This is a genomic window from Variovorax sp. GW821-FHT10B04, from assembly GCF_059415645.1.
The window spans coordinates 90,723-108,356 of sequence record NZ_JBWKNQ010000018.1 but is presented as its reverse complement, the minus strand read 5'-3'; the positions used below and the strand labels follow the sequence as shown (position 1 = coordinate 108,356).

Annotated in this window: 17 protein-coding genes; 4 read left to right on the top strand and 13 right to left on the bottom strand. The window is 69.6% G+C overall.

What is annotated here, in order from left to right; all coding sequences use genetic code 11:
* Positions 1-48: 48 nt before the first annotated feature.
* From AC07PZ_RS30345 to AC07PZ_RS30320, 6 genes are all read right to left on the bottom strand, one after another.
* Positions 49-1,209 carry an NAD(P)/FAD-dependent oxidoreductase gene (locus tag AC07PZ_RS30345; RefSeq protein ID WP_495298902.1) on the bottom strand — a complete coding sequence of 387 codons (1,161 nt, stop codon included), beginning with the start codon at positions 1,207-1,209 and terminating at the stop codon, positions 49-51.
* The gene (locus AC07PZ_RS30340) at positions 1,206-2,636 is read right to left on the bottom strand and encodes an FAD/NAD(P)-dependent oxidoreductase (RefSeq protein WP_495298901.1); all 1,431 of its coding nucleotides are present in this window, start codon (positions 2,634-2,636) and stop codon (positions 1,206-1,208) included. The genes AC07PZ_RS30345 and AC07PZ_RS30340 overlap by 4 nt, the downstream gene beginning before the upstream one ends.
* Complete coding sequence (locus AC07PZ_RS30335) at positions 2,633-2,929, bottom strand: (2Fe-2S)-binding protein (protein WP_495298900.1); 297 nt, start codon at positions 2,927-2,929, stop codon at positions 2,633-2,635. Before AC07PZ_RS30335 ends, AC07PZ_RS30340 begins: the two co-directional genes overlap by 4 nt.
* Before the next feature lie 11 nt (positions 2,930-2,940).
* A complete protein-coding gene (locus AC07PZ_RS30330; RefSeq protein ID WP_495298899.1) occupies positions 2,941-3,735 on the bottom strand; it encodes an ABC transporter permease in 795 nt (264 codons plus the stop codon).
* A gap of 138 nt (positions 3,736-3,873) precedes the next feature.
* The gene (locus AC07PZ_RS30325; RefSeq protein ID WP_495298898.1) at positions 3,874-4,734 is read right to left on the bottom strand and encodes an ABC transporter permease; all 861 of its coding nucleotides are present in this window, start codon (positions 4,732-4,734) and stop codon (positions 3,874-3,876) included.
* Positions 4,731-5,807, bottom strand: a complete 1,077-nt coding sequence (locus AC07PZ_RS30320; protein ID WP_495298897.1) for an ABC transporter ATP-binding protein — start codon at positions 5,805-5,807, stop codon at positions 4,731-4,733. Before AC07PZ_RS30320 ends, AC07PZ_RS30325 begins: the two co-directional genes overlap by 4 nt.
* 207 nt (positions 5,808-6,014) lie before the next feature.
* Here AC07PZ_RS30320 and AC07PZ_RS30315 point away from each other — a divergent pair, with 207 nt between their 5' ends.
* Positions 6,015-6,878: an IclR family transcriptional regulator gene (locus AC07PZ_RS30315; RefSeq protein WP_495298896.1), complete on the top strand. Its 864-nt coding sequence runs from the start codon at positions 6,015-6,017 to the stop codon at positions 6,876-6,878.
* Here AC07PZ_RS30315 and AC07PZ_RS30310 read toward each other — a convergent pair.
* Positions 6,844-7,782, bottom strand: coding sequence for a LysR family transcriptional regulator (locus tag AC07PZ_RS30310; protein ID WP_495298895.1), 939 nt, complete (start codon positions 7,780-7,782; stop codon positions 6,844-6,846). The genes AC07PZ_RS30315 and AC07PZ_RS30310 overlap by 35 nt on opposite strands.
* Positions 7,783-7,998: 216 nt before the next feature.
* On the opposite strand from AC07PZ_RS30310, the gene amaB reads away from it, so the two are divergent.
* Both amaB and AC07PZ_RS30300 read left to right on the top strand, forming a co-directional pair.
* The gene (gene amaB / locus AC07PZ_RS30305) at positions 7,999-9,540 is read left to right on the top strand and encodes an L-piperidine-6-carboxylate dehydrogenase (RefSeq protein ID WP_495298894.1); all 1,542 of its coding nucleotides are present in this window, start codon (positions 7,999-8,001) and stop codon (positions 9,538-9,540) included.
* Positions 9,541-9,544: 4 nt separating this feature from the next.
* Positions 9,545-11,251 (top strand): thiamine pyrophosphate-binding protein, encoded by a 1,707-nt coding sequence (locus AC07PZ_RS30300; RefSeq protein ID WP_495298893.1) that lies wholly within the window; start codon positions 9,545-9,547, stop codon positions 11,249-11,251.
* Here AC07PZ_RS30300 and AC07PZ_RS30295 read toward each other — a convergent pair.
* Both AC07PZ_RS30295 and AC07PZ_RS30290 read right to left on the bottom strand, forming a co-directional pair.
* The gene (locus AC07PZ_RS30295) at positions 11,248-11,577 is read right to left on the bottom strand and encodes a hypothetical protein (RefSeq protein WP_495298892.1); all 330 of its coding nucleotides are present in this window, start codon (positions 11,575-11,577) and stop codon (positions 11,248-11,250) included. The genes AC07PZ_RS30300 and AC07PZ_RS30295 overlap by 4 nt on opposite strands.
* Positions 11,578-11,848: 271 nt before the next feature.
* Positions 11,849-12,025, bottom strand: coding sequence for a hypothetical protein (locus tag AC07PZ_RS30290; protein WP_495298931.1), 177 nt, complete (start codon positions 12,023-12,025; stop codon positions 11,849-11,851).
* Between AC07PZ_RS30290 and AC07PZ_RS30285 the strand changes: the two genes are divergently transcribed.
* Entirely contained in the window at positions 12,006-12,764 is a 759-nt protein-coding gene (locus AC07PZ_RS30285) for a TSUP family transporter (RefSeq protein WP_495298891.1), read from the top strand. The genes AC07PZ_RS30290 and AC07PZ_RS30285 overlap by 20 nt on opposite strands.
* A gap of 4 nt (positions 12,765-12,768) precedes the next feature.
* On the opposite strand, the gene mrdA is transcribed toward AC07PZ_RS30285, so the two are convergent.
* The 4 genes from mrdA to AC07PZ_RS30265 form a co-directional block, all read right to left on the bottom strand.
* Positions 12,769-14,739: a penicillin-binding protein 2 gene (gene mrdA, locus AC07PZ_RS30280; RefSeq protein ID WP_495298890.1), complete on the bottom strand. Its 1,971-nt coding sequence runs from the start codon at positions 14,737-14,739 to the stop codon at positions 12,769-12,771.
* A gap of 64 nt (positions 14,740-14,803) precedes the next feature.
* Entirely contained in the window at positions 14,804-15,325 is a 522-nt protein-coding gene (gene mreD, locus AC07PZ_RS30275; RefSeq protein WP_495298889.1) for a rod shape-determining protein MreD, read from the bottom strand.
* The gene (gene mreC, locus AC07PZ_RS30270) at positions 15,322-16,317 is read right to left on the bottom strand and encodes a rod shape-determining protein MreC (RefSeq protein WP_495298888.1); all 996 of its coding nucleotides are present in this window, start codon (positions 16,315-16,317) and stop codon (positions 15,322-15,324) included. The genes mreD and mreC overlap by 4 nt, the downstream gene beginning before the upstream one ends.
* A 168-nt stretch (positions 16,318-16,485) precedes the next feature.
* Positions 16,486-17,529: a rod shape-determining protein gene (locus AC07PZ_RS30265; RefSeq protein WP_495298887.1), complete on the bottom strand. Its 1,044-nt coding sequence runs from the start codon at positions 17,527-17,529 to the stop codon at positions 16,486-16,488.
* Positions 17,530-17,634: the final 105 nt, after the last annotated feature.

Below are 17,634 nucleotides of genomic sequence, written 5' to 3'. Positions count from 1 at the left end.
GGGGATGTGAAGGACGGTGGAAGGGTGCGGTGGAACAGGGAACGGAATTCAGTGCGCCGGGACCGACGCATCGGCTTCGGCCGCCTCGGCGTTCGTGAAGCGCTGGATGGAGAAGGCGTCGATCGGCGTGCTGCTCCGGCCATCGCGCACCAGCTCGGCCAGCACCTCGCCGACGGCCGGGCCGACCTGGAAGCCGGCGCCGGCAAAACCGAAACCATGGAACAGGCCGGGCGTCGTGCGGCTCGGGCCGATCACCGGTTGACGGTCGGGCAGGTAGCCCTCGGTGCCGCTCCAGGTGCGGATGAAATGCGCATGGCGCAGCACCGGCAGCAGTTCGATCGCCTGGGTGGCCAGCGCCGCCAGCGAGGCGCGGTCGGAGCGCGCCCGGTCGGCGTCGATCGCACGCCCGGGGCCGCCGCCGAGCACCAGGTTGCCGCGTGCCACCTGGCGGCAGTACACGCCGCCGCCTTCGACGCCCAGGCTCCAATCCATGAAGAAGGGCACGGGCTCGGTCACCGCCATCGCCGGATGGCCGGAATGCATCGGCACCGCCTCGCCGAACTGGCCGGCGATGGCGTTGGCCCAGGCGCCCGCGCAGTTGAGCAGCACCGGCGCCTGCACGTCGAGCCCATCGACCGCATGGCCCGCGCGCAGATGGAACAGCGTGCCGTCGTGCGCGATCGCCTCGACCCGCGTTCGCTCGTGGATCTCCGCGCCCGCACGCCGCGCGGCCTGCGCGAAGGCCGGCGACACGAGCCGCGGATTGGCCTGGCCGTCTTCCATGCACAGCGAGCCGCCGACCGCCTTGCCGCCGAGCCATGGACAGCGCTCGCGCAGGCGCGCGCCGGAGAGGATGTCGATGCCCAGATCGAAGTCGCGCGCCATGTCGCGGTAGCGTTCGAGCGCGGCCAGGTCGGCCTCGCTGCGGGCAATCTTGAAGTGGCCGGATCGCAGGTATTCGCCGTCGGTGCCGATCCGTTCCGCCAGGCTCCCCCAGATGCCGTGCGCGCGCTGCGCCAGCGGCAGCTGGCTCATCGGCCGGCCCTGGCGCCGCACGCCGCCGTAGTTGACGCCGCTGGAGCGCGAGCCGCACAGGTCGCGCTCCAGCAGCACCACGCGCAGGCCCATGCGGCGCAGCGCCAGCGCGGCCGAGCTGCCGACGATGCCGCCGCCGACGATCGCCACGTCGGTGTCGATGCGCCGCGTCATGCGTCCGTCCTTTCGTCCGCCGATGTGCCTGCGGCGACGTCCGCGGCATGCACGAGATGGATCGGGATCGGCTTGATCGGTGCCTGGCCGCGCAACCGGCCGACCGCGTCGATCGGCCGACCGCTCGCATGCGCCAGGATCTCGGCCGCCGCGACGCCGCACATGCGACCCTGGCAGCGTCCCATGCCGACGCGCGTCAGCGCCTTGAGGCGGTTCAGCTCGTCGGTGCCGGTGGCGCGCACGGTCTCGCGCAAGGTGCCGGCCGTGACGTTCTCGCAGCGGCAGACCACCAGGTCGTCAGGCGCCCGCGCGGCCCAGCCGCTCGGAAACGGAAAGGCGCGCTCGAGGCCGCGCCGGAAGGTCGTCAGGCGATCGAGCCGAGCTTCCAGCGCTGCCGCACGGGCCACGCGCGCCGCATCCAGCGCGATGCCCGCATCGGCCAGCAGCGTCAGCGCCGCGAGTTCGCCGGCCCATTCGGCCGCATCGGCGCCCATGATCCCGGCGCCATCGCCCGCGAGGTAGACGCCGGCCACGCTGCTTCGGCCGCGCGCATCGCGCACCGGCAGATGGGCGCGTTGCATCGGCGCATAGGCGAAACCGCAGCCGAGCAGATCGGCGAGCTGCGTCTCGGAGCGCAGCGCATGGCCGAAGCCGACGGCATCGCAGGCCAGCGTCCGCTCGCGCCCGCCCTGCATGAACACCACGCCGCGCACGCGCGCATCGCCTTCGACGCGCACCGGCGTCACGCCGCTGTGCAGCGCCACGCCATGCGCACGCAGCCACGCCACGTAGTACACGCCCTTCGCGAACACGGACGGCTGCGTGAGCATCGCGGGCATGGCGGCGACCTGGTCGGCCAGCCGGGCGGTGTCGAGCACCGCCGCCACCTGCGCGCCCGCCTTCGCATACTGGTACGCCACCAGGTACAGCAGCGGGCCGCTGCCCATGAACACCACGCGCTCGCCGATGGCGCAGCCCTGGAACTTGAGCGCGACCTGCGCGCCGCCCAGCGTGTAGACGCCGGGCAGCGTCCAGCCGGGCACCGGCAGCACGCGGTCGGTCGCGCCGGTCGCCACGATCAATTGCCCATAGGGCACGGTGCGCGTGGTCTGCGACGGCGCATGCAGCACGTCGAGCCGCGCGTCCTGCACGTTCCATACGAGGCTGTCGGGCCGGTAGTCGATCTGCGCGCGCAGGCTGTCGAAGGCCGCATGAACCGAGGTGGCACGCGCAGCCTCGGTGCCGTAGAGCACGGCCGGCGCACGCTGGAAGTGCGCGGGCGGACGGCGGTAGATCTGCCCGCCGGCGCGCGCAGCCTCGTCGATCAGCACCGGCCGCGCGCCGTGCGCGACCAGCGTCTGCGCCGCGCGCACGCCGGCCGGGCCGGCGCCGACGATCACCGGTTGCAACGCGGCGGCCGATGTCATGCCGCGCTCCCCGTGCGCAGCGCCATGCCCGGCGCGATGAAGGTCGAGCAGGCACGCAGGCGGGCGCCGTCCTCCGTCGCGATCCAGCAATCCTGGCAGGCGCCCATCAGGCAGAAGCCGGCACGCGGCGCATCGCTGAACTCGTTGCGGCGCAGTTGCCCGCACTGCGTGAGCACGGCCGTCAGCACGGTGTCGCCCGCCAGCGCCCGTGCGGGCTGGCCGTCGATCGTGAAGGCCACGGCTTCGCGGTCCTTCTCGGCCACGCGGCGCAGCAAGGGTTGCCAGGCGCTCATTTCGACGGACCTCAATGGCGCCCCACCAGCACGCGGTCGAGGCCGTAGAGCCGGTCCAGGATGATCATCGCGACCGCGGTCACGGCCACCATCAGCGCCGACACCGCCGCCATCAGCGGGTCGATCGACTCGGTCGCGTACATGTACATGCGCACCGGCAGCGTCACCGTGCTCGGCGAGGTCACGAAGATCGACATCGTGACTTCGTCGAAGCTGTTGATGAAGGCCAGCAGCCAGCCGCCCGTGACGCCAGGCAGGATCATCGGCAGCGTGATGCGCCGGAACACCGTGGCCTGGCTCGCGCCGAGCGACAGCGCGGCCTGCTCGGCGCTGCGGTCGAAGCCGACCAGCGCCGCCACGACCAGCCGCAGCGTGTAGGGCGTGACGATGAGTGCGTGCGCGAACACCAGGAAGCCGAAGCTGCCGGTGCCGCCGACCAGCGCGAACAGCCGCAGCAGCGCCACGCCCAGCACCAGGTGCGGAATGATCAGCGGCGACAGGAACAGGCCGTTGAGAAAGTCGCGGCCCGGAAAGCTGTAGCGCGTGATCGCCATGCCGGCCGGCACCGCGAGCAGCGTCGCGATGGTGGCCGACGCGAGCGCCAGCCACAGGCTGTTCCAGAACGACTGCATGAAGTCCGGATGCTCGAAGGCCGCACGGAACCAGCGCAGCGAGAACTCGGTGGTCGGCAGCGTGAGCGTGTTCTCGGGCGTGAACGCCACCACGCACACCACCAGCAGCGGCGCGAGCATGAAGGCGATGACGAGCGCGTTGAACGCCAATGCAAGAGGTCCGTTCTTGCTCATCGCGCTGACTCATCGATGGCGAGCGGCCCATTCCAGAAACACCGCGGAACCGGCTTTGCCGGGCCGCTGGTGTTGCCCCCTGCAAGGGGGTTGGCGAAGCGACACGAAGTGCGCGAAGACTGGGGGTGTTTCATATTTCTAGCCCAGAGATTTCTTGTAGCGGCCTTCGACCAGCCGGTTGTAGCTCAGCATGACGACCAGATTGGCCACCAGCAGCGTGAGCGCGATGGCGGCGCCGAGCGGCCAGTTGAGTTCGTGCAGGTACTCGTCGTAGACCACGGTCGCGACCATCTTCAGGCGGCGCCCGCCCAGCAGCCCGGGGATCGCGAAGGAGCTGGCCGAGAGGCCGAACACGATCAGGCTGCCCGACAGGATGCCGGGCATGACCTGCGGCAGCACGATGCGGCGCAGTGTGGTGAAGGGCGTCGCGCGCAGCGACAGCGCGGCGTTCTCGACGCCCGCGTCCAGCTTCTGCAGCGAGGTCCAGACCGGGATCACCATGAAGGGCAGCATCACGTGCACCAGCGCGATCACGATCGCGGTCTCGGTGTAGAGGATGCGCATCGGGCCGATGCCGACCAGCTTCAGCAGCCCGTTCACCAGGCCTTCCGGCCCGAGCAGCATGCTCCAGCCGAAGGCGCGCACCACCACCGACACCAGCAGCGGCGCCAGCACGACCAGCAGCAGGATCGAGCGCCACGGGTTGCGCATGCGGCTCAGCACGTAGGCCTCGGGCGTGCCGATCAGCACGCACAGGATCGCGACCAGCCCCGAGATCCAGAAGGTGCGCCAGAAGATGCCGTAGTAGTAGGAGTCGGTGAACAGGTGGACGTAGTGGTCGAGCGTGAACTCGCCCGACTTCGGCCCGGTCGCCGGGTCGTACACGTTGAAGGACAGCACCGCCGTGAGCGCCAGAGGCACCAGCAGCAGCACGGTGAAGAGCAGCAGCGCCGGCCCGGACAGCCACCAGGGCGTGGCCTTGTTGGCTCTTGCGCTCACCGCGCGGCCTCCGCGGCGGCGGCGTCCGACGGCAGCAGCCGGGTGCAATGGTCGGGCCAGTCGATGGCCGCGCGCTCGCCCTCGTCGAGCGCGCGCCGGCCGTCGTTCGGGCACAGCACCATCAGGTCGCCGACGTCGGTGTTCATGCGATAGAGCCACTGGCTGCCGAGGAAGAAGCGCTCGCCGACCTCGCCGTCGAGCCGCCCGCTGCCGGGCGCGGCCAGTTGCAGCTTTTCGGGGCGCACGCTCAGCAGCACGGCGGCACCGGTCCGGAAGCCCGGCTCGTCGACCTCGACCGACAGCCCGCCGACCCGCACCGTGCTGCGCGCGCCGTCGGCCGTGACGCGGCCTTCGAGCAGGTTGGCCTTGCCGACGAAGGTCGAGATGAAGCGCGTGCGCGGATGTTCGTACACCTGGTGCGGCGGATCGATCTGGGTGGCGCGGCCGCCTTCCATCACGACCACGCGGTCGCTGATGGACATCGCCTCGCTCTGGTCGTGCGTGACCATCACCGTCGTCGTGCCGACCTTGCGCTGGATCTGGCGCAGCTCGAACTGCATCTCCTCGCGCAGCTTGGCGTCGAGGTTGGACAGCGGCTCGTCGAGCAGCAGCACCGGCGGCTCGATGACCAGCGCACGCGCGAGCGCCACGCGCTGGCGCTGGCCGCCCGAAAGTTCGCGCGGGTAGCGGGCGGCATGCGCCTCCAGGTGCACCAGGCCGAGCGCCTGGGCCACGCGATCGCGCCGCTCGGCCTTGGGCATCCTGCGCATCTCCAGGCCGAAGCTCACGTTGTCGGCCACCGTCATGTGCGGGAACAGCGCGTAGGTCTGGAACACGATGCCCAGCCCGCGCGTGTTGGCCTTGGTGTGCGTGATGTCCTTGCCGTCGAGCTCGATGCGGCCGCTGGTGACGGCCTCGAAGCCGGCCACCATCTGCAGCGTGGTGGTCTTGCCGCAACCCGACGGGCCGAGCAGCGAGACGAACTCGCCCTTCTCGACCGACAGGTTCATCGCAGCCACCGCCTGGGTGCTGCCGTAGAACTTCGACACGTCCGTGAGCCGGAGAAATGACATGAGGGCCTTTCGTTCGCTGCAACCGCGCACCCCGATGGGGCGAAGGGCAGGAGTCTTCGGACTTCTGCCGGATATCGATCCAACAACTTGCAATAAGCGAACCAATATTGCCTTCACATTCCATCAATCAGAATGTTTCTTTCATTTATTCCAATCAATGAAATGTTTTGGCTATAGTCGAGGCCTACATTTCCGGCAGATCAGGGCATGACTTCTCCCCTTGCAGCGACGGGCGGCGTGCCGCGCATCTTTTCCGTGATCCGCGCGCTCGCCGCGGTGCAGGCCGACGGTGGCGGGCGCGTCACGCAGATCGGCCGTTCGGTTGGCCTCACGCAGGCGACCACGCACCGGCTGCTGCAGTCGCTGGTGGCCGAAGGCGTGGTCGAGCAGGACGAGCGCAGCAAGCTCTACCGGCTGAGCATCGACTTCTTCGCGATGGCCGCGCAGGCCGGCAACCCCGGCGACCTGCGCTCGCTGTGCCGGCCGGTGCTGCTGCGGCTGTGCGCCAGCCTGGGCGACAGCATCTTCCTGCTGGTGCGCAGCGGCTTCGACGCGATCTGCCTGGACCGCAGCGAAGGCCCGTTCCCGATCCGCTCCTTCACCGGCGACATCGGCGGGCGCGTCGCACTGGGCGTGGGCCAGGGCGCGCTGGCCATCCTGGCCTTCCTGCCGGACGCGGAGCGCGAGGAAGTCATCCGCTTCAACCTGTCGCGCGTGCGGGAGTACGGCGTGTACGACGAGGTCTACCTGCGCACCGAGATCGAGCGCGTGCGCCAGCAGGGCTATGCGGGGCGCAACACCGGCCTGCTGGAAGGCATGGCGGGCGTGGCGGTGCCGATCCGCGACAGCGAAGGGCGCGCCGTGGCCGCGCTGAGCGTGGGCACCATCGCCGACCGGCTCAATGCCGACCGGCTGCCGACCGTGGTCGAACTGCTCAAGCGCGAGGCCGCCGCGCTCGGCCCGCGCATCCACCCCTTCGACGCCACGCTGCGCCGGCCGGCACAGAGCCTGGCGAGTTCACCTGCGGCGCAGAAGATCACCCTGCCGACGGCGCCGGACGCGAAGGCCTGACCTGCATGTGCGCCGCATGCGCCGCCGCGACGATCCAGTCGCGGAAGGCGATCAGCAGCGGCGCCTCGGCGCGCGATTCCGGGTAGACCAGGTAATAGGCATCCGAACTGGTGAGCGCCTGCGGAAACAGCACCACCAGCGCGCCCGCGGCGATCTCGGACTCGACCAGGAAGCTGGGCAGCAGTGCCGCGCCGAGCCCCGAGACGGCCGCCTGCGCAATCATCGCGAACTGCTCGAAGCGCGGCCCGCGCAGCGCCGGCGCACCGGCCACGCCGGCCTGCTCGAACCACTCGGCCCACTGGGTCGGCCGGGTGCTCTGCTGCAGCAGGACGACCTTCGCCAGATCCTCCACGCGGCGGATGCCGTGCAGCCGCTGGAAGGCCGGGCTGCACACCGGCACGACTTCTTCGTGCATCAGGTACTCGCAGGCGGCGCCCGCCCAGTGCGGCGCGCCGAAATGGATCGCCGCGTCGAAGGGCTCCTGAACGAAGTCGAAGGGTTCGGAGCGGGCCGCGAAGTTGATCGTGACGTCCGGGTGCTGCGCGGTGAAGCCGTCCAGCCGCGGGATCAGCCAACGGGTGCCCAGCGTCGGCAGCACGGCCAGGTTGAGCTGGCCGCCACCGCCCGCCGACGCCATCGCCTTCTGCGCCGCGCCCGCCAGTTGCTGGAGCGCTGCGCGCAGATCGGCGGCATAGACCCGGCCGGTATCGGTCAGCACCACGCGCTGGCGCACGCGATGGAACAGCGCGACGCCGAGCTGCTGCTCCAGTTGCCGGATCTGGCGCGACACGGCGCTCTGGGTCAGGTGCAGCTCGCCGGCCGCGCGCGAGATGCTGCCGTGGCGTGCCGCCGCCTCGAAAGCGAGCAGGTCGGCCATCGGCGGAAGAAAGGTTCGACGGAACATGGTGATGCGCTGGGCGAATGATGTGATGGCGATCCGAAAGACACCGGCCATCTCTGCCTGTGTGAACAGGCAGGGAGCGATGCTCGGCACCCAGACATCATTCTCCACACGCAACAACTCCTTCCGCTTTTTTGCTATGCAGGGCGTGCGGCGTGGCGGACATTCGCTCCTTTGCATGCTGGCGCCCTGCGCCCGCACTTTTCGCTCCTTCAGCCCATGACCGACGCCACACTCAACTCCTCGCCAGCCCATGAAGCCGACACCTTGCTGCAGCGGCTCGGCGTGCCGCGCAGCGCCTACGTCGGCGGCGACCTGCAGGTCCGCTCGCCCATCAGCGGCGAGGCGATCGGTGCGCTGCCGCAGACCACGCCGGCCGAAGCCGCCGCCGCGATCGGCCGCGCCCATGCGGCCTACCAGGCCTGGCGCCAGGTGCCGGCGCCGCGGCGCGGCGAGCTGGTGCGCCTGCTCGGCGAAGAGCTGCGCGCCGCCAAGGACGACCTGGGCCGCCTCGTGACGCTGGAGGTCGGCAAGGTGCCGTCCGAAGGCGCGGGCGAGGTGCAGGAAATGATCGACATCTGCGACTTCGCGGTCGGCCTGTCGCGCCAGCTCTACGGCCTGACCATCGCGACCGAACGCAGCGAGCACCGGATGATGGAAACCTGGCACCCGCTGGGCGTGGTCGGCGTGATCTCGGCCTTCAACTTCCCCGTCGCCGTGTGGTCGTGGAACGCGACGCTGGCGCTGGTCTGCGGCGATGCCGTGGTCTGGAAGCCGTCCGAGAAGACGCCGCTGACCGCGCTCGCCACGCATGCGATCGCGCGGCGCGCCATCGCCCGCTTCGGCAGCGACGCGCCGGCCGGACTGCTCGAGCTGCTGATCGGCCCGCGCGAGATCGGCGAGGTGCTGGTCGACGATCACCGCGTGCCGGTGCTGTCGGCCACCGGATCGACGGCGATGGGCCGCCAGGTCGGCCCGCGCCTGGCCGCACGCTTCGCACGCGCGATCCTCGAGCTGGGCGGCAACAACGCCGCGATCGTCGCGCCGTCGGCCGATCTCGACCTGGCGCTGCGCGGCATCGCCTTCGCGGCCATGGGCACGGCCGGCCAGCGCTGCACCACGCTGCGCCGGCTGTTCGTGCACGACAGCATCTACGACGCGCTGGTGCCGAAGCTCGCCAAGGTCTACGGCAAGGTGCGGGTCGGCGACCCGCGCACACCGGGCACGCTGGTCGGCCCGCTGATCGACCGCGCGGCCTTCGACGCGATGCAGGCGGCGCTGGCCGAAAGCCGCGCCGCCGGCGCGACGGTGCATGGCGGCGAGCGCGTCGACGGCATCGCGGGCAGCGACGCCTGGTACGCGCGGCCGGCGCTGGTCGAACTGCCCGCGCATGCCGGCCCGGTGCTGCGCGAAACCTTCGCGCCCATCCTCTATGTGCTGCGCTACCGCGACTTCGACGAAGCGATGGCCTGGCACAACGCGGTGGGCGCGGGCCTGTCGTCGTCGATCTTCACGCTGGACATGCGCGAGGCCGAGCGCTTCATGTCGAGCAGCGGATCGGACTGCGGCATTGCCAACGTCAACATCGGCCCGAGCGGCGCCGAGATCGGCGGCGCGTTCGGCGGCGAGAAGGAAACCGGCGGCGGCCGCGAAGCCGGCTCGGACGCCTGGAAGGCCTACATGCGCCGCGCGACCAACACCATCAACTACTCGAACACCCTGCCGCTCGCGCAGGGCGTGGTGTTCGATGTCCAGGACTGACGCCATGACCACCGCAACATCCCCCAGCAGCATCCCGTCGCGCACCGGCGGCCAGATCCTCGTCGACCAGCTCGTGCTGCACGGCGTGCAGCAGCTCTTCTGCGTGCCCGGCGAGAGCTTCCTGGCGGTGCTGGACGCGCTGCACGACGCCTCGATCGCCGTCACGGTCTGCCGCCAGGAGGGCGGCGCGACGATGATGGCCGAGGCCCAGGGCAAGCTCACCGGTCGCCCGGGCGTCTGCTTCGTCACGCGCGGCCCCGGCGCGACCAACGCGGCGGCCGGCGTGCACATCGCGCACCAGGACTCGACGCCGCTGCTGCTCTTCGTGGGCCAGGTCGCACGCGAGGCGCTCGGGCGCGAGGCCTTCCAGGAACTCGACTACGGCGCGGTCTTCGGCACGATGGCCAAGTGGGTGGTGCAGATCGACGACCCGAAGCGGCTGCCCGAGCTGGTGTCGCGCGCCTTCCACGTCGCCATGTCCGGGCGGCCCGGGCCGGTCGTCATCGCCCTGCCCGAAGACATGCTGACCGAAGCCGCCGCCGTGGCCGACGCGCTGCCTTGCGCCGTCACGGAAACCCATCCCGGCGCGGCCGCACTGGCCGAATTGCAGCGGCACCTGGCGAATGCCGAACGGCCGGTGATGGTGCTCGGCGGCAGCCGCTGGTCGGCGGTGGCGGCACGGCAGATCGCCGCTTTCGCCGAAGCCTTTTCGCTGCCGGTGTACTGCTCGTTCCGCCGCCAGATGCTGTTCAGCGCCGAGCATGCCTGCTACGCCGGCGACCTCGGCCTGGGCGCCAACCCGAAGCTGCTCGCCCGCGTGCGCAACGCCGACCTGATCCTGCTGGTCGGCGGACGGCTGTCGGAAGTGCCGTCGCAGGGCTACGAACTGCTGGACATCCCGACGCCGCGGCAGGCCCTGGTCCACGTGCACGCCGATGCCGACGAACTCGGCAAGCTGTACCGCGCGGCGCTGCCGATCCACGCGACGCCGCAGGCCTTCGCCGAAGCGGTCGCCGCGCTGCGTCCGGCGGCGACGCCGGCCTGGCGGTCGGAGACGGCCCAGGCACGTGCGGACTTCCTGGCCTGGAGCGACCCGGTGCCGATCCGCATTCCCGGCCCGCTGCAGATGGGCGAGGTCATGACGCACCTGCGCGAGGTGTTGCCGGCCGACACCATCTTCTGCAACGGTGCGGGCAACTTCGCGACCTGGGTGCATCGCTTCTGGCCATTTCGCGCCTTCGCGAGCCAGCTGGCACCGACGAGCGGCTCGATGGGCTACGGCCTGCCCGCGGGCGTCGGTGCCAAGCGCCTGTGGCCGCAGCGCGAGGTCGTGGTGTTCGCGGGCGACGGCGACTTCCTGATGCATGGCCAGGAGTTCGCGACCGCGGTGCAGTACGGCCTGCCGCTGATCGTGGTGCTGCTCGACAACGCCATGTACGGCACGATCCGCATGCACCAGGAGCGGCACTACCCCGGCCGCATCAGCGCCACGCAACTGAAGAACCCGGACTTCCGCGGCTATGCCGAGGTCTTCGGTGGCCATGGCGAGCGGGTGGAGCGCACGGAGGAATTCGCGCCCGCGCTGGCCCGGGCGCGCGCCAGCGGCAAGCCGGCGCTTCTGCACTGCCTGCTCGACCCCGAGGCCATCACGCCCGGCGGCACGCTCCAGGGCATTCGCAGCGCCGCGCAGGCGGCCCAGGGTCAGGCTTAGCGCGAGCCGCGAAGGTAGCGCGACCAGGGGCGCCTGGCGGTGCCGGGACTGACCGGCGGCGCGTCGGCGTGCTCGTCGGCCTGCTGCAGCGCCGCGCGCACGCGGGCCTCGATCGCCAGGGGCTCCATCGCCGCTTCGAGGCTCGTCGCGATCGCGGCCAGGTCGTCGTCGCCGTGGTCGGCCGCCCAGGCCCTCGCGAGGTGCACCAGTTCCGTCGCGTAGTCGACGTTGACGGCCATCCACTCGGTGTCGGTCACGCGGCCGGTCTTGCGGCGCAGCGCAACGTGCATGCGGGCCGCGATGGCGATGCGGTCGTTCTCCGTCATCGGCCCACCATGCCGACGGAAAACAGCGCCTTGCCCGGCAAGGCCATCCATATCGCTCGCAGCGCTTGCCGCATCACCCAACCCCTTTTTGCATATTTGACCTGCAGGCTTGCACGAGACGTGCCATTGACAGGCGCCTGGCGACAGGTTGAGGCGTGCTTGTGTCAGCGGGTAATCCCCGATGCACTGCGGCGGTGCACCGCCTAAAGTCTCGTCACTCGCAGACGGCACAGCCCGTAGCGCGGGGGCCGAGGAGACTTATTTCGCAGAATCAGAACAGTTGGAACAGGCATCCGTAAGAGATGCTGTCATTCACAAAGCGCCGCCAGTCGGCGCTTTTTTTTGCCTGTTCGAATCGCGCAAGTCCTTCTCGCAGCAGCTTTTTCGGCCAGCCGAAGCACGGCGATTCCGGATGCGACAATTTCCGGATGGAAATGCTGGTCGTCACATTCGCCTCGCTGCTTGCGGGTTTCATCGATTCGATCGTGGGAGGTGGCGGACTGGTTCTGGTCCCTGCGCTGTTCGCCGTTTTCCCCGGTGCGGCGCCCGCCACGCTGCTGGGCACCAACAAGGCCGCCTCAGTCTGGGGCACGGCGGCTGCCGCGGTTCAGTTCGGCCGGCGGGTCGAGCTTCGCTGGCATGCACTGCTGCCGGCCGCCGCGCTGGGTTTCGCAGGATCGATGGCAGGCGCCTGGGCCGTCACGGTGTTTCCGGGCGACTTCCTGCGGCGCGCCCTGCCCTTCATCCTGGCGGCCGTGCTGGCCTACACGCTCGCGAAGAAGGACATGGGTCGTCACCACGCGCCGCGTTTCACGGGTCGCCACGAAACACTCGCCGCCGGCGCGGTCGGACTGCTGATCGGCACGTACGACGGTTTCTTCGGCCCGGGGACGGGCAGCTTCTTCGTCTTCCTGTTCGTGCGCTGGCTGGGCTACGACTTCCTGAATGCCTCGGCCTCGGCCAAGCTGCTGAACACCGCGACCAATCTCGCCGCGCTGGTGCTGCTGGCCACCAAGGGCCACGTCTGGTGGCACTATGCGCTGGTGATGGCCGTCGCCAACGTGCTGGGCAGCGTGCTCGGCACGCGCCTCGCGCTGCGGCGCGGCGCGGGCTTCGTGCGTGGCGTGTTCATCGCCGTCGTGAGCGTGCTGATCCTGAAGACCGGCTACGACGCATTCATCAAATAGCGCGTCAGGGGGCCGGGGCGGGTGTCGCGGGCGGGGCCGGCCAGACGACCTCGCTGGCGACGCGCGGGGTGCCCATCGGCGCGGTGGCCTTGCCCTGCTTGATGGCGGCCATGTCGGCTTCGCTGGGGTACTGGTTCATGAGCCAGTAGTCGAACACGCGGCGCGCGAGCGGTGCGGCCGCGCCGGCGCCCCAGCCGGCGTTCTCGACGATCACGGCCACGGCGATCTTCGGGTCGTTGGCGGGCGCGAAGCCCATGAACAGCGCGTGGTCGCGTTGATGTTCCTCCAGCGCCTTCGCGTTGTACTTGGTGTTCTGCGCCTGCGTCACGGCCTGCGCCGTGCCGGTCTTGCCGGCCGCGACATAGCCCGCGCCCATGAACACGCCGCGCGCCGTGCCCGCGCTGATCACGCTCATCAGGCCCTCGCGCACCACGGCGACGTTGGCAGGGCTGAAGCCGAGGTCTTCCGCCGGCGGTTGCTGCACCGGCGTGACCTGGCCGCTGACGGTGTCGCGCGTCGCCAGCACCACGTGCGGCCGGTGCTTGATGCCGCCGTCGGCGACGATCGAAGCGGCCTGCGCGAGCTGCAGCATCGTGAAGTTGTTGTAGCCCTGGCCGATGCCCAGCGAGATGGTCTCGCCCGCGAACCACTTCTTCTGCTCGGGCCGCTTGTAGGTGTTGCGCTTCCACTCGGTGCTCGGCAGCACGCCGCGCAGCTCGCCGCCCAGGTCGATGCCGGTGATCTGGCCGAACCCCAGCGGCTTCATGAAGTCGTGGATCAGGTCCACGCCCATTTCGTTGGCCAGCGAGTAGAAGTAGACGTTGCTCGACAGCTGGATCGCACGGCGCATGTCGACGCCGCCCAGGTTGCCTTCGGGGCTGCCGAAGCGGTGGCCGCCGAAGTTGAAGTAGCCAGGATCGTTCACCACCACGCTCGGGCCGCGCTTGCCGGTCTGCAGGGCGGCGAGCGCCATGAAGGGCTTGTAGGTCGAGCCCGGCGGGTAGCTGCCGCGCAGCGCACGGTTCAGCAGCGGCTTGTCGAGCGATTCGCTCAGTTCCTTCCAGCTCTCGGTGTCGATGCCTTCGACGAACAGGTTCGGATCGAAGGTCGGCTTGCTGACGAAGGCCAGGATCTCGCCGGTCTTGGGGTCGATCGCGACCAGCGCGCCGCGCCGGCTGCCGAACATGTCCTCGACCAGCTTCTGCAGCTTGATGTCGAGCGCCAGCATCACGGTGTTGCCGGGCGTCGCCGGGTGGCTGGCGAGGCGGCGCACCGCACGGCCGCCGGCCGAGGTCTCCATCTGGTCGACGCCGGTCTGGCCGTGCAGGGTCTTCTCGTAGCTCTGCTCGACGCCGAGCTTGCCGATGTAGTCGGTGCCCTTGTAGTTGGCGAGGTCCTCGTCGTCCCAGTCCTCCATCGCGGCCTTCTCGCGCTGGTTGATCCGGCCGATGTAGCCGAGCACGTGGCTGGCCGTCTCGCCGTTCGGGTAGTTGCGGAACAACCTGGCCTTGATCTCGACGCCCGGAAAGCGATAGCGCTGCGCGGCGAAGCGGGCCACTTCCTCGTCGGAGAGGCGCGTGCGGATCGGCACCGAGTCGAAGCTGCGCGAGTCCTCGCGCAGGCGCTTGAAGCGCCGCCGGTCGCGCGGGGTGATCTCGACCACCTGCGTCAGGCTGTCGATCGTGCTTTCGACATCGCCCGCCTTGGAAGGCGTGATCTCGAGCGTGTAGGCCGAGTAGTTGGACGCGAGCACGATGCCGTTGCGATCGAGGATCAAACCGCGATTCGGCACCACCGGCACGATCGCCGTGCGATTGCTCTCGGCCTGTTCGGCCAGGTCCTCGTGGCGCACCACCTGCAGGTAGACGAGGCGCGCACAGAGCAGGCCGAAAGCCGTCAGCACCACGAGGCCGATGGCGATCACGCGGCGCTTGAAGCGGGCGAGGTCGGCGGCAACGTTGCGGATTTCGGTCATGGCGGGAGCGAGGATAGGACGGCCGTCAGGCCCTTGCAAATGCAGCCGTCACCGGCGTTCGGGGTCACAGCGGCCGGTTGGCGTCCGGCTCCGGCGTGCGGCGCTGCGGCGCAAGCAGCAGCACCGTCGCGATCGGCCACAGCACCGCCTCGAGCAGGGGCGAGATCAGGATCGTCCACCCCGGGAACACGCCGCCGCCCACCATGCGGATCGCCAGCTCGATCGCGTGCGACAGCGCGAACAGCGGAATCAGCTGAAGCGCCTGCAGCGTCACCGGGTACCACAACAGGCGACGGTGCAACGTGATCGCGCAGAAGCCCAGCGTGGTGTAAGACAAGGCGTGCTGGCCCAGCATGGCCGACTGGTGCACGTCCATGCACAGGCCGAACACGAAGGCCGCGCCGATACCCACGCGGGTCGGCTGGTGCACGGCCCAGAAGACGATCACCAGTGCCAGCACATCGGGCGTCCACGCGCCGCGGCCGAGCGGGATCATGTCGAGCAGCAACGCCGCGATCAGGCTGGCCCAGATGAAGAGCGGGCTGACCGGCAGCAAGAGCTGCTGCTGCCCCTGGCGCTTGATCATGGCGTGGCCCCTTCCTTCCTGGCTTCGGCCTTGGCTTCAGGCTTCTCGGACTTTTCCGCCTTGTCCGATTTGTCCGCCTTCTTCTTCGCCGGAGCGGACGCCGCCGGCGCCGCCGCCGGAACGGGCGCCGCCTTCGCCGGACCGACCGGCGTCAGCACGAGGACATAGCGCGCCGCCGTCACCTTCGCGAGCGGTGCGCAATAGATGCGCGCGAAGCCCGAATCGGCTCGCCGCTCGATGCGCACGATCTTCGCGACCGGCAGGCCGGTCGGGTACACGCCATCGACGCCGCTCGTCGCCAGCAGATCGCCTTCCTGCAGATCCGAGTTCGCGGCCATGAAGCGCAGTTCCAATCCACCGCCGTGCGCGTTGGCATCGCCGAAGGCCACGCTGCGCGCGCCGGTGCGCGTGTTCTGGACCGGGATCGCGAGATCGCGGTCGATCACGAGCGTGACCTCGCTGGAGAAGGGCTGCACCTGCGTAACCTGGCCCAGCACACCGTGCTCGTCGATCACCGGCGACCCTGCCGCGACGCCATTGGCGATGCCCTGGTCGATCACGATCTTGCGGGTGTACGGATCGGCCGCGTCGTAGAGCACCTCGGCGGCACGGCCGGGTGTCTGCGTCAGTTGCCGCAGTTCGAGCATCGACCGCAGCCGGGCGTTGTCCTGTGCCAGCGACTCGGCCTGGCCGGCGCGCTCCGCCTGCAACGCCAGCGCCTGCCGCGCCTCTGCTTCACGGCGCTGCGCGAGTTGCAGGTCTTCGAAATAGCGGCCGCCGCCCACGAACATCTGCACCGGCTTGATCGCCAGCCATTGCACCGGATACAGCACCGCGCCGATCGCCACCCGCAGCGGCTGCACGATATGGAAGCGCGCGTCGGCCACCATCAGGAACAGGGCGAGCGCGCTGAAGAGAATCAGCTTGCTGAGCGCCGAGGGTCCCTGGTTGAACAGGGGCGGCGCCGTGCGGTCGAGCGTACCGAGTGGCATGAGCGAAGTGTGCCGTCAGAAGCCGATGAATACGAACAATGCCCCAGATCGTCCTGGCCATTCCCTTCGTGGGGTGCCGCGGAACCGGCTAAGCCGGGCCGCAGGCACCGCCCCCGGTAGGGGGTGGGAGCGCGACACGAAGTGCGCGCGACCTGGGGGCGAGCCAAATCACTCGCTGGTGAAGATGCTTCCCAGTCGGTCCATGCGCTCGAGTGCGATGCCGCAGCCACGCACCACGCAGGTCAGCGGGTCTTCGGCCACGAGCACCGGCAGGCCGGTTTCCTCGGCCAGCAGGCGGTCGAGGTCGCGCAGCAATGCGCCGCCGCCGGTCAGCATCATCCCGCGGTCGGCGATGTCGGCGCCCAGTTCAGGCGGCGTCTGTTCCAGCGCGTTCTTGACCGCCGAGACGATGTTGTTGAGCGGATCGGTGAGCGCCTCCAGCACTTCGTTGCTGCTGATGGTGAAGCTGCGGGGCACGCCTTCGCTGAGGTTGCGGCCCTTGACTTCCATCTCCTTGACCTCGGAGCCCGGGAATGCCGAGCCGATGGTCTTCTTGATCACTTCGGCCGTCGGCTCGCCGATCAGCATGCCGTAGTTGCGGCGGATGTAGTTGATGATGGCCTCGTCGAAGCGGTCGCCGCCAACGCGGACGCTGCCCTTGTAGACCATGCCGCCGAGCGAGATCACGCCGACTTCGGTGGTGCCGCCGCCGATGTCGACGACCATCGAGCCCGACGCCTCCGACACCGGGAGGCCGGCACCGATCGCCGCGGCCATGGGCTCCTCGATCAGGTAGACCGAGGTGGCGCCGGCGGCTTCGGCGGCATCCTTGATGGCGCGGCGCTCGACCTGGGTCGAGCCGCAGGGCACGCAGATGATGATCCGCGGGCTCGGCGCGAGCAGCGAACGCGGGTGCACCATCTTGATGAACTGCTTGATCATCTGCTCGGTGATCACGAAGTCGGCGATGACGCCGTCCTTCATCGGGCGGATGGCTTCGATGTTGCCGGGCACCTTGCCGAGCATGGCCTTGGCTTCGCGGCCCACGGCCTGGATCACCTTCTTGCCGTGCGGACCGCCTTCATGGCGGATCGCGACGACGGAGGGCTCGTCGAGGACGATGCCCTTGTTTCGGGCGAAGATCAGGGTGTTGGCGGTGCCGAGGTCGATCGCGAGGTCGGTAGAGAAGTACCGGCGGAAAGTACCGAACATTGCGGAATTCCTCTGGGGCACGTCATGCGCATCGGCATGGCGTCGCCCTTTTATCTGGGTCGTTTGACAGGGTGAATGGATCGTTTTTGCGGCAAAAGCCGGCGC

Excerpts from the sequence above, each read along its gene's own strand:
- AC07PZ_RS30345 (WP_495298902.1), bottom strand. The coding sequence starts at position 1,209 with ATGACGCGGCGCATCGACACCGACGTGGCGATCGTCGGCGGCGGCATC.
- AC07PZ_RS30340 (WP_495298901.1), bottom strand. The coding sequence starts at position 2,636 with ATGACATCGGCCGCCGCGTTGCAACCGGTGATCGTCGGCGCCGGCCCG.
- AC07PZ_RS30335 (WP_495298900.1), bottom strand. The coding sequence starts at position 2,929 with ATGAGCGCCTGGCAACCCTTGCTGCGCCGCGTGGCCGAGAAGGACCGC.
- AC07PZ_RS30330 (WP_495298899.1), bottom strand. The coding sequence starts at position 3,735 with ATGAGCAAGAACGGACCTCTTGCATTGGCGTTCAACGCGCTCGTCATC.
- AC07PZ_RS30320 (WP_495298897.1), bottom strand. The coding sequence starts at position 5,807 with ATGTCATTTCTCCGGCTCACGGACGTGTCGAAGTTCTACGGCAGCACC.
- AC07PZ_RS30315 (WP_495298896.1), top strand. The coding sequence starts at position 6,015 with ATGACTTCTCCCCTTGCAGCGACGGGCGGCGTGCCGCGCATCTTTTCC.
- AC07PZ_RS30310 (WP_495298895.1), bottom strand. The coding sequence starts at position 7,782 with ATGTTCCGTCGAACCTTTCTTCCGCCGATGGCCGACCTGCTCGCTTTC.
- amaB (WP_495298894.1), top strand. The coding sequence starts at position 7,999 with ATGACCGACGCCACACTCAACTCCTCGCCAGCCCATGAAGCCGACACC.
- AC07PZ_RS30300 (WP_495298893.1), top strand. The coding sequence starts at position 9,545 with ATGACCACCGCAACATCCCCCAGCAGCATCCCGTCGCGCACCGGCGGC.
- AC07PZ_RS30295 (WP_495298892.1), bottom strand. The coding sequence starts at position 11,577 with ATGACGGAGAACGACCGCATCGCCATCGCGGCCCGCATGCACGTTGCG.
- AC07PZ_RS30285 (WP_495298891.1), top strand. The coding sequence starts at position 12,006 with ATGGAAATGCTGGTCGTCACATTCGCCTCGCTGCTTGCGGGTTTCATC.
- mrdA (WP_495298890.1), bottom strand. The coding sequence starts at position 14,739 with ATGACCGAAATCCGCAACGTTGCCGCCGACCTCGCCCGCTTCAAGCGC.
- mreD (WP_495298889.1), bottom strand. The coding sequence starts at position 15,325 with ATGATCAAGCGCCAGGGGCAGCAGCAGCTCTTGCTGCCGGTCAGCCCG.
- mreC (WP_495298888.1), bottom strand. The coding sequence starts at position 16,317 with ATGCCACTCGGTACGCTCGACCGCACGGCGCCGCCCCTGTTCAACCAG.
- AC07PZ_RS30265 (WP_495298887.1), bottom strand. The coding sequence starts at position 17,529 with ATGTTCGGTACTTTCCGCCGGTACTTCTCTACCGACCTCGCGATCGAC.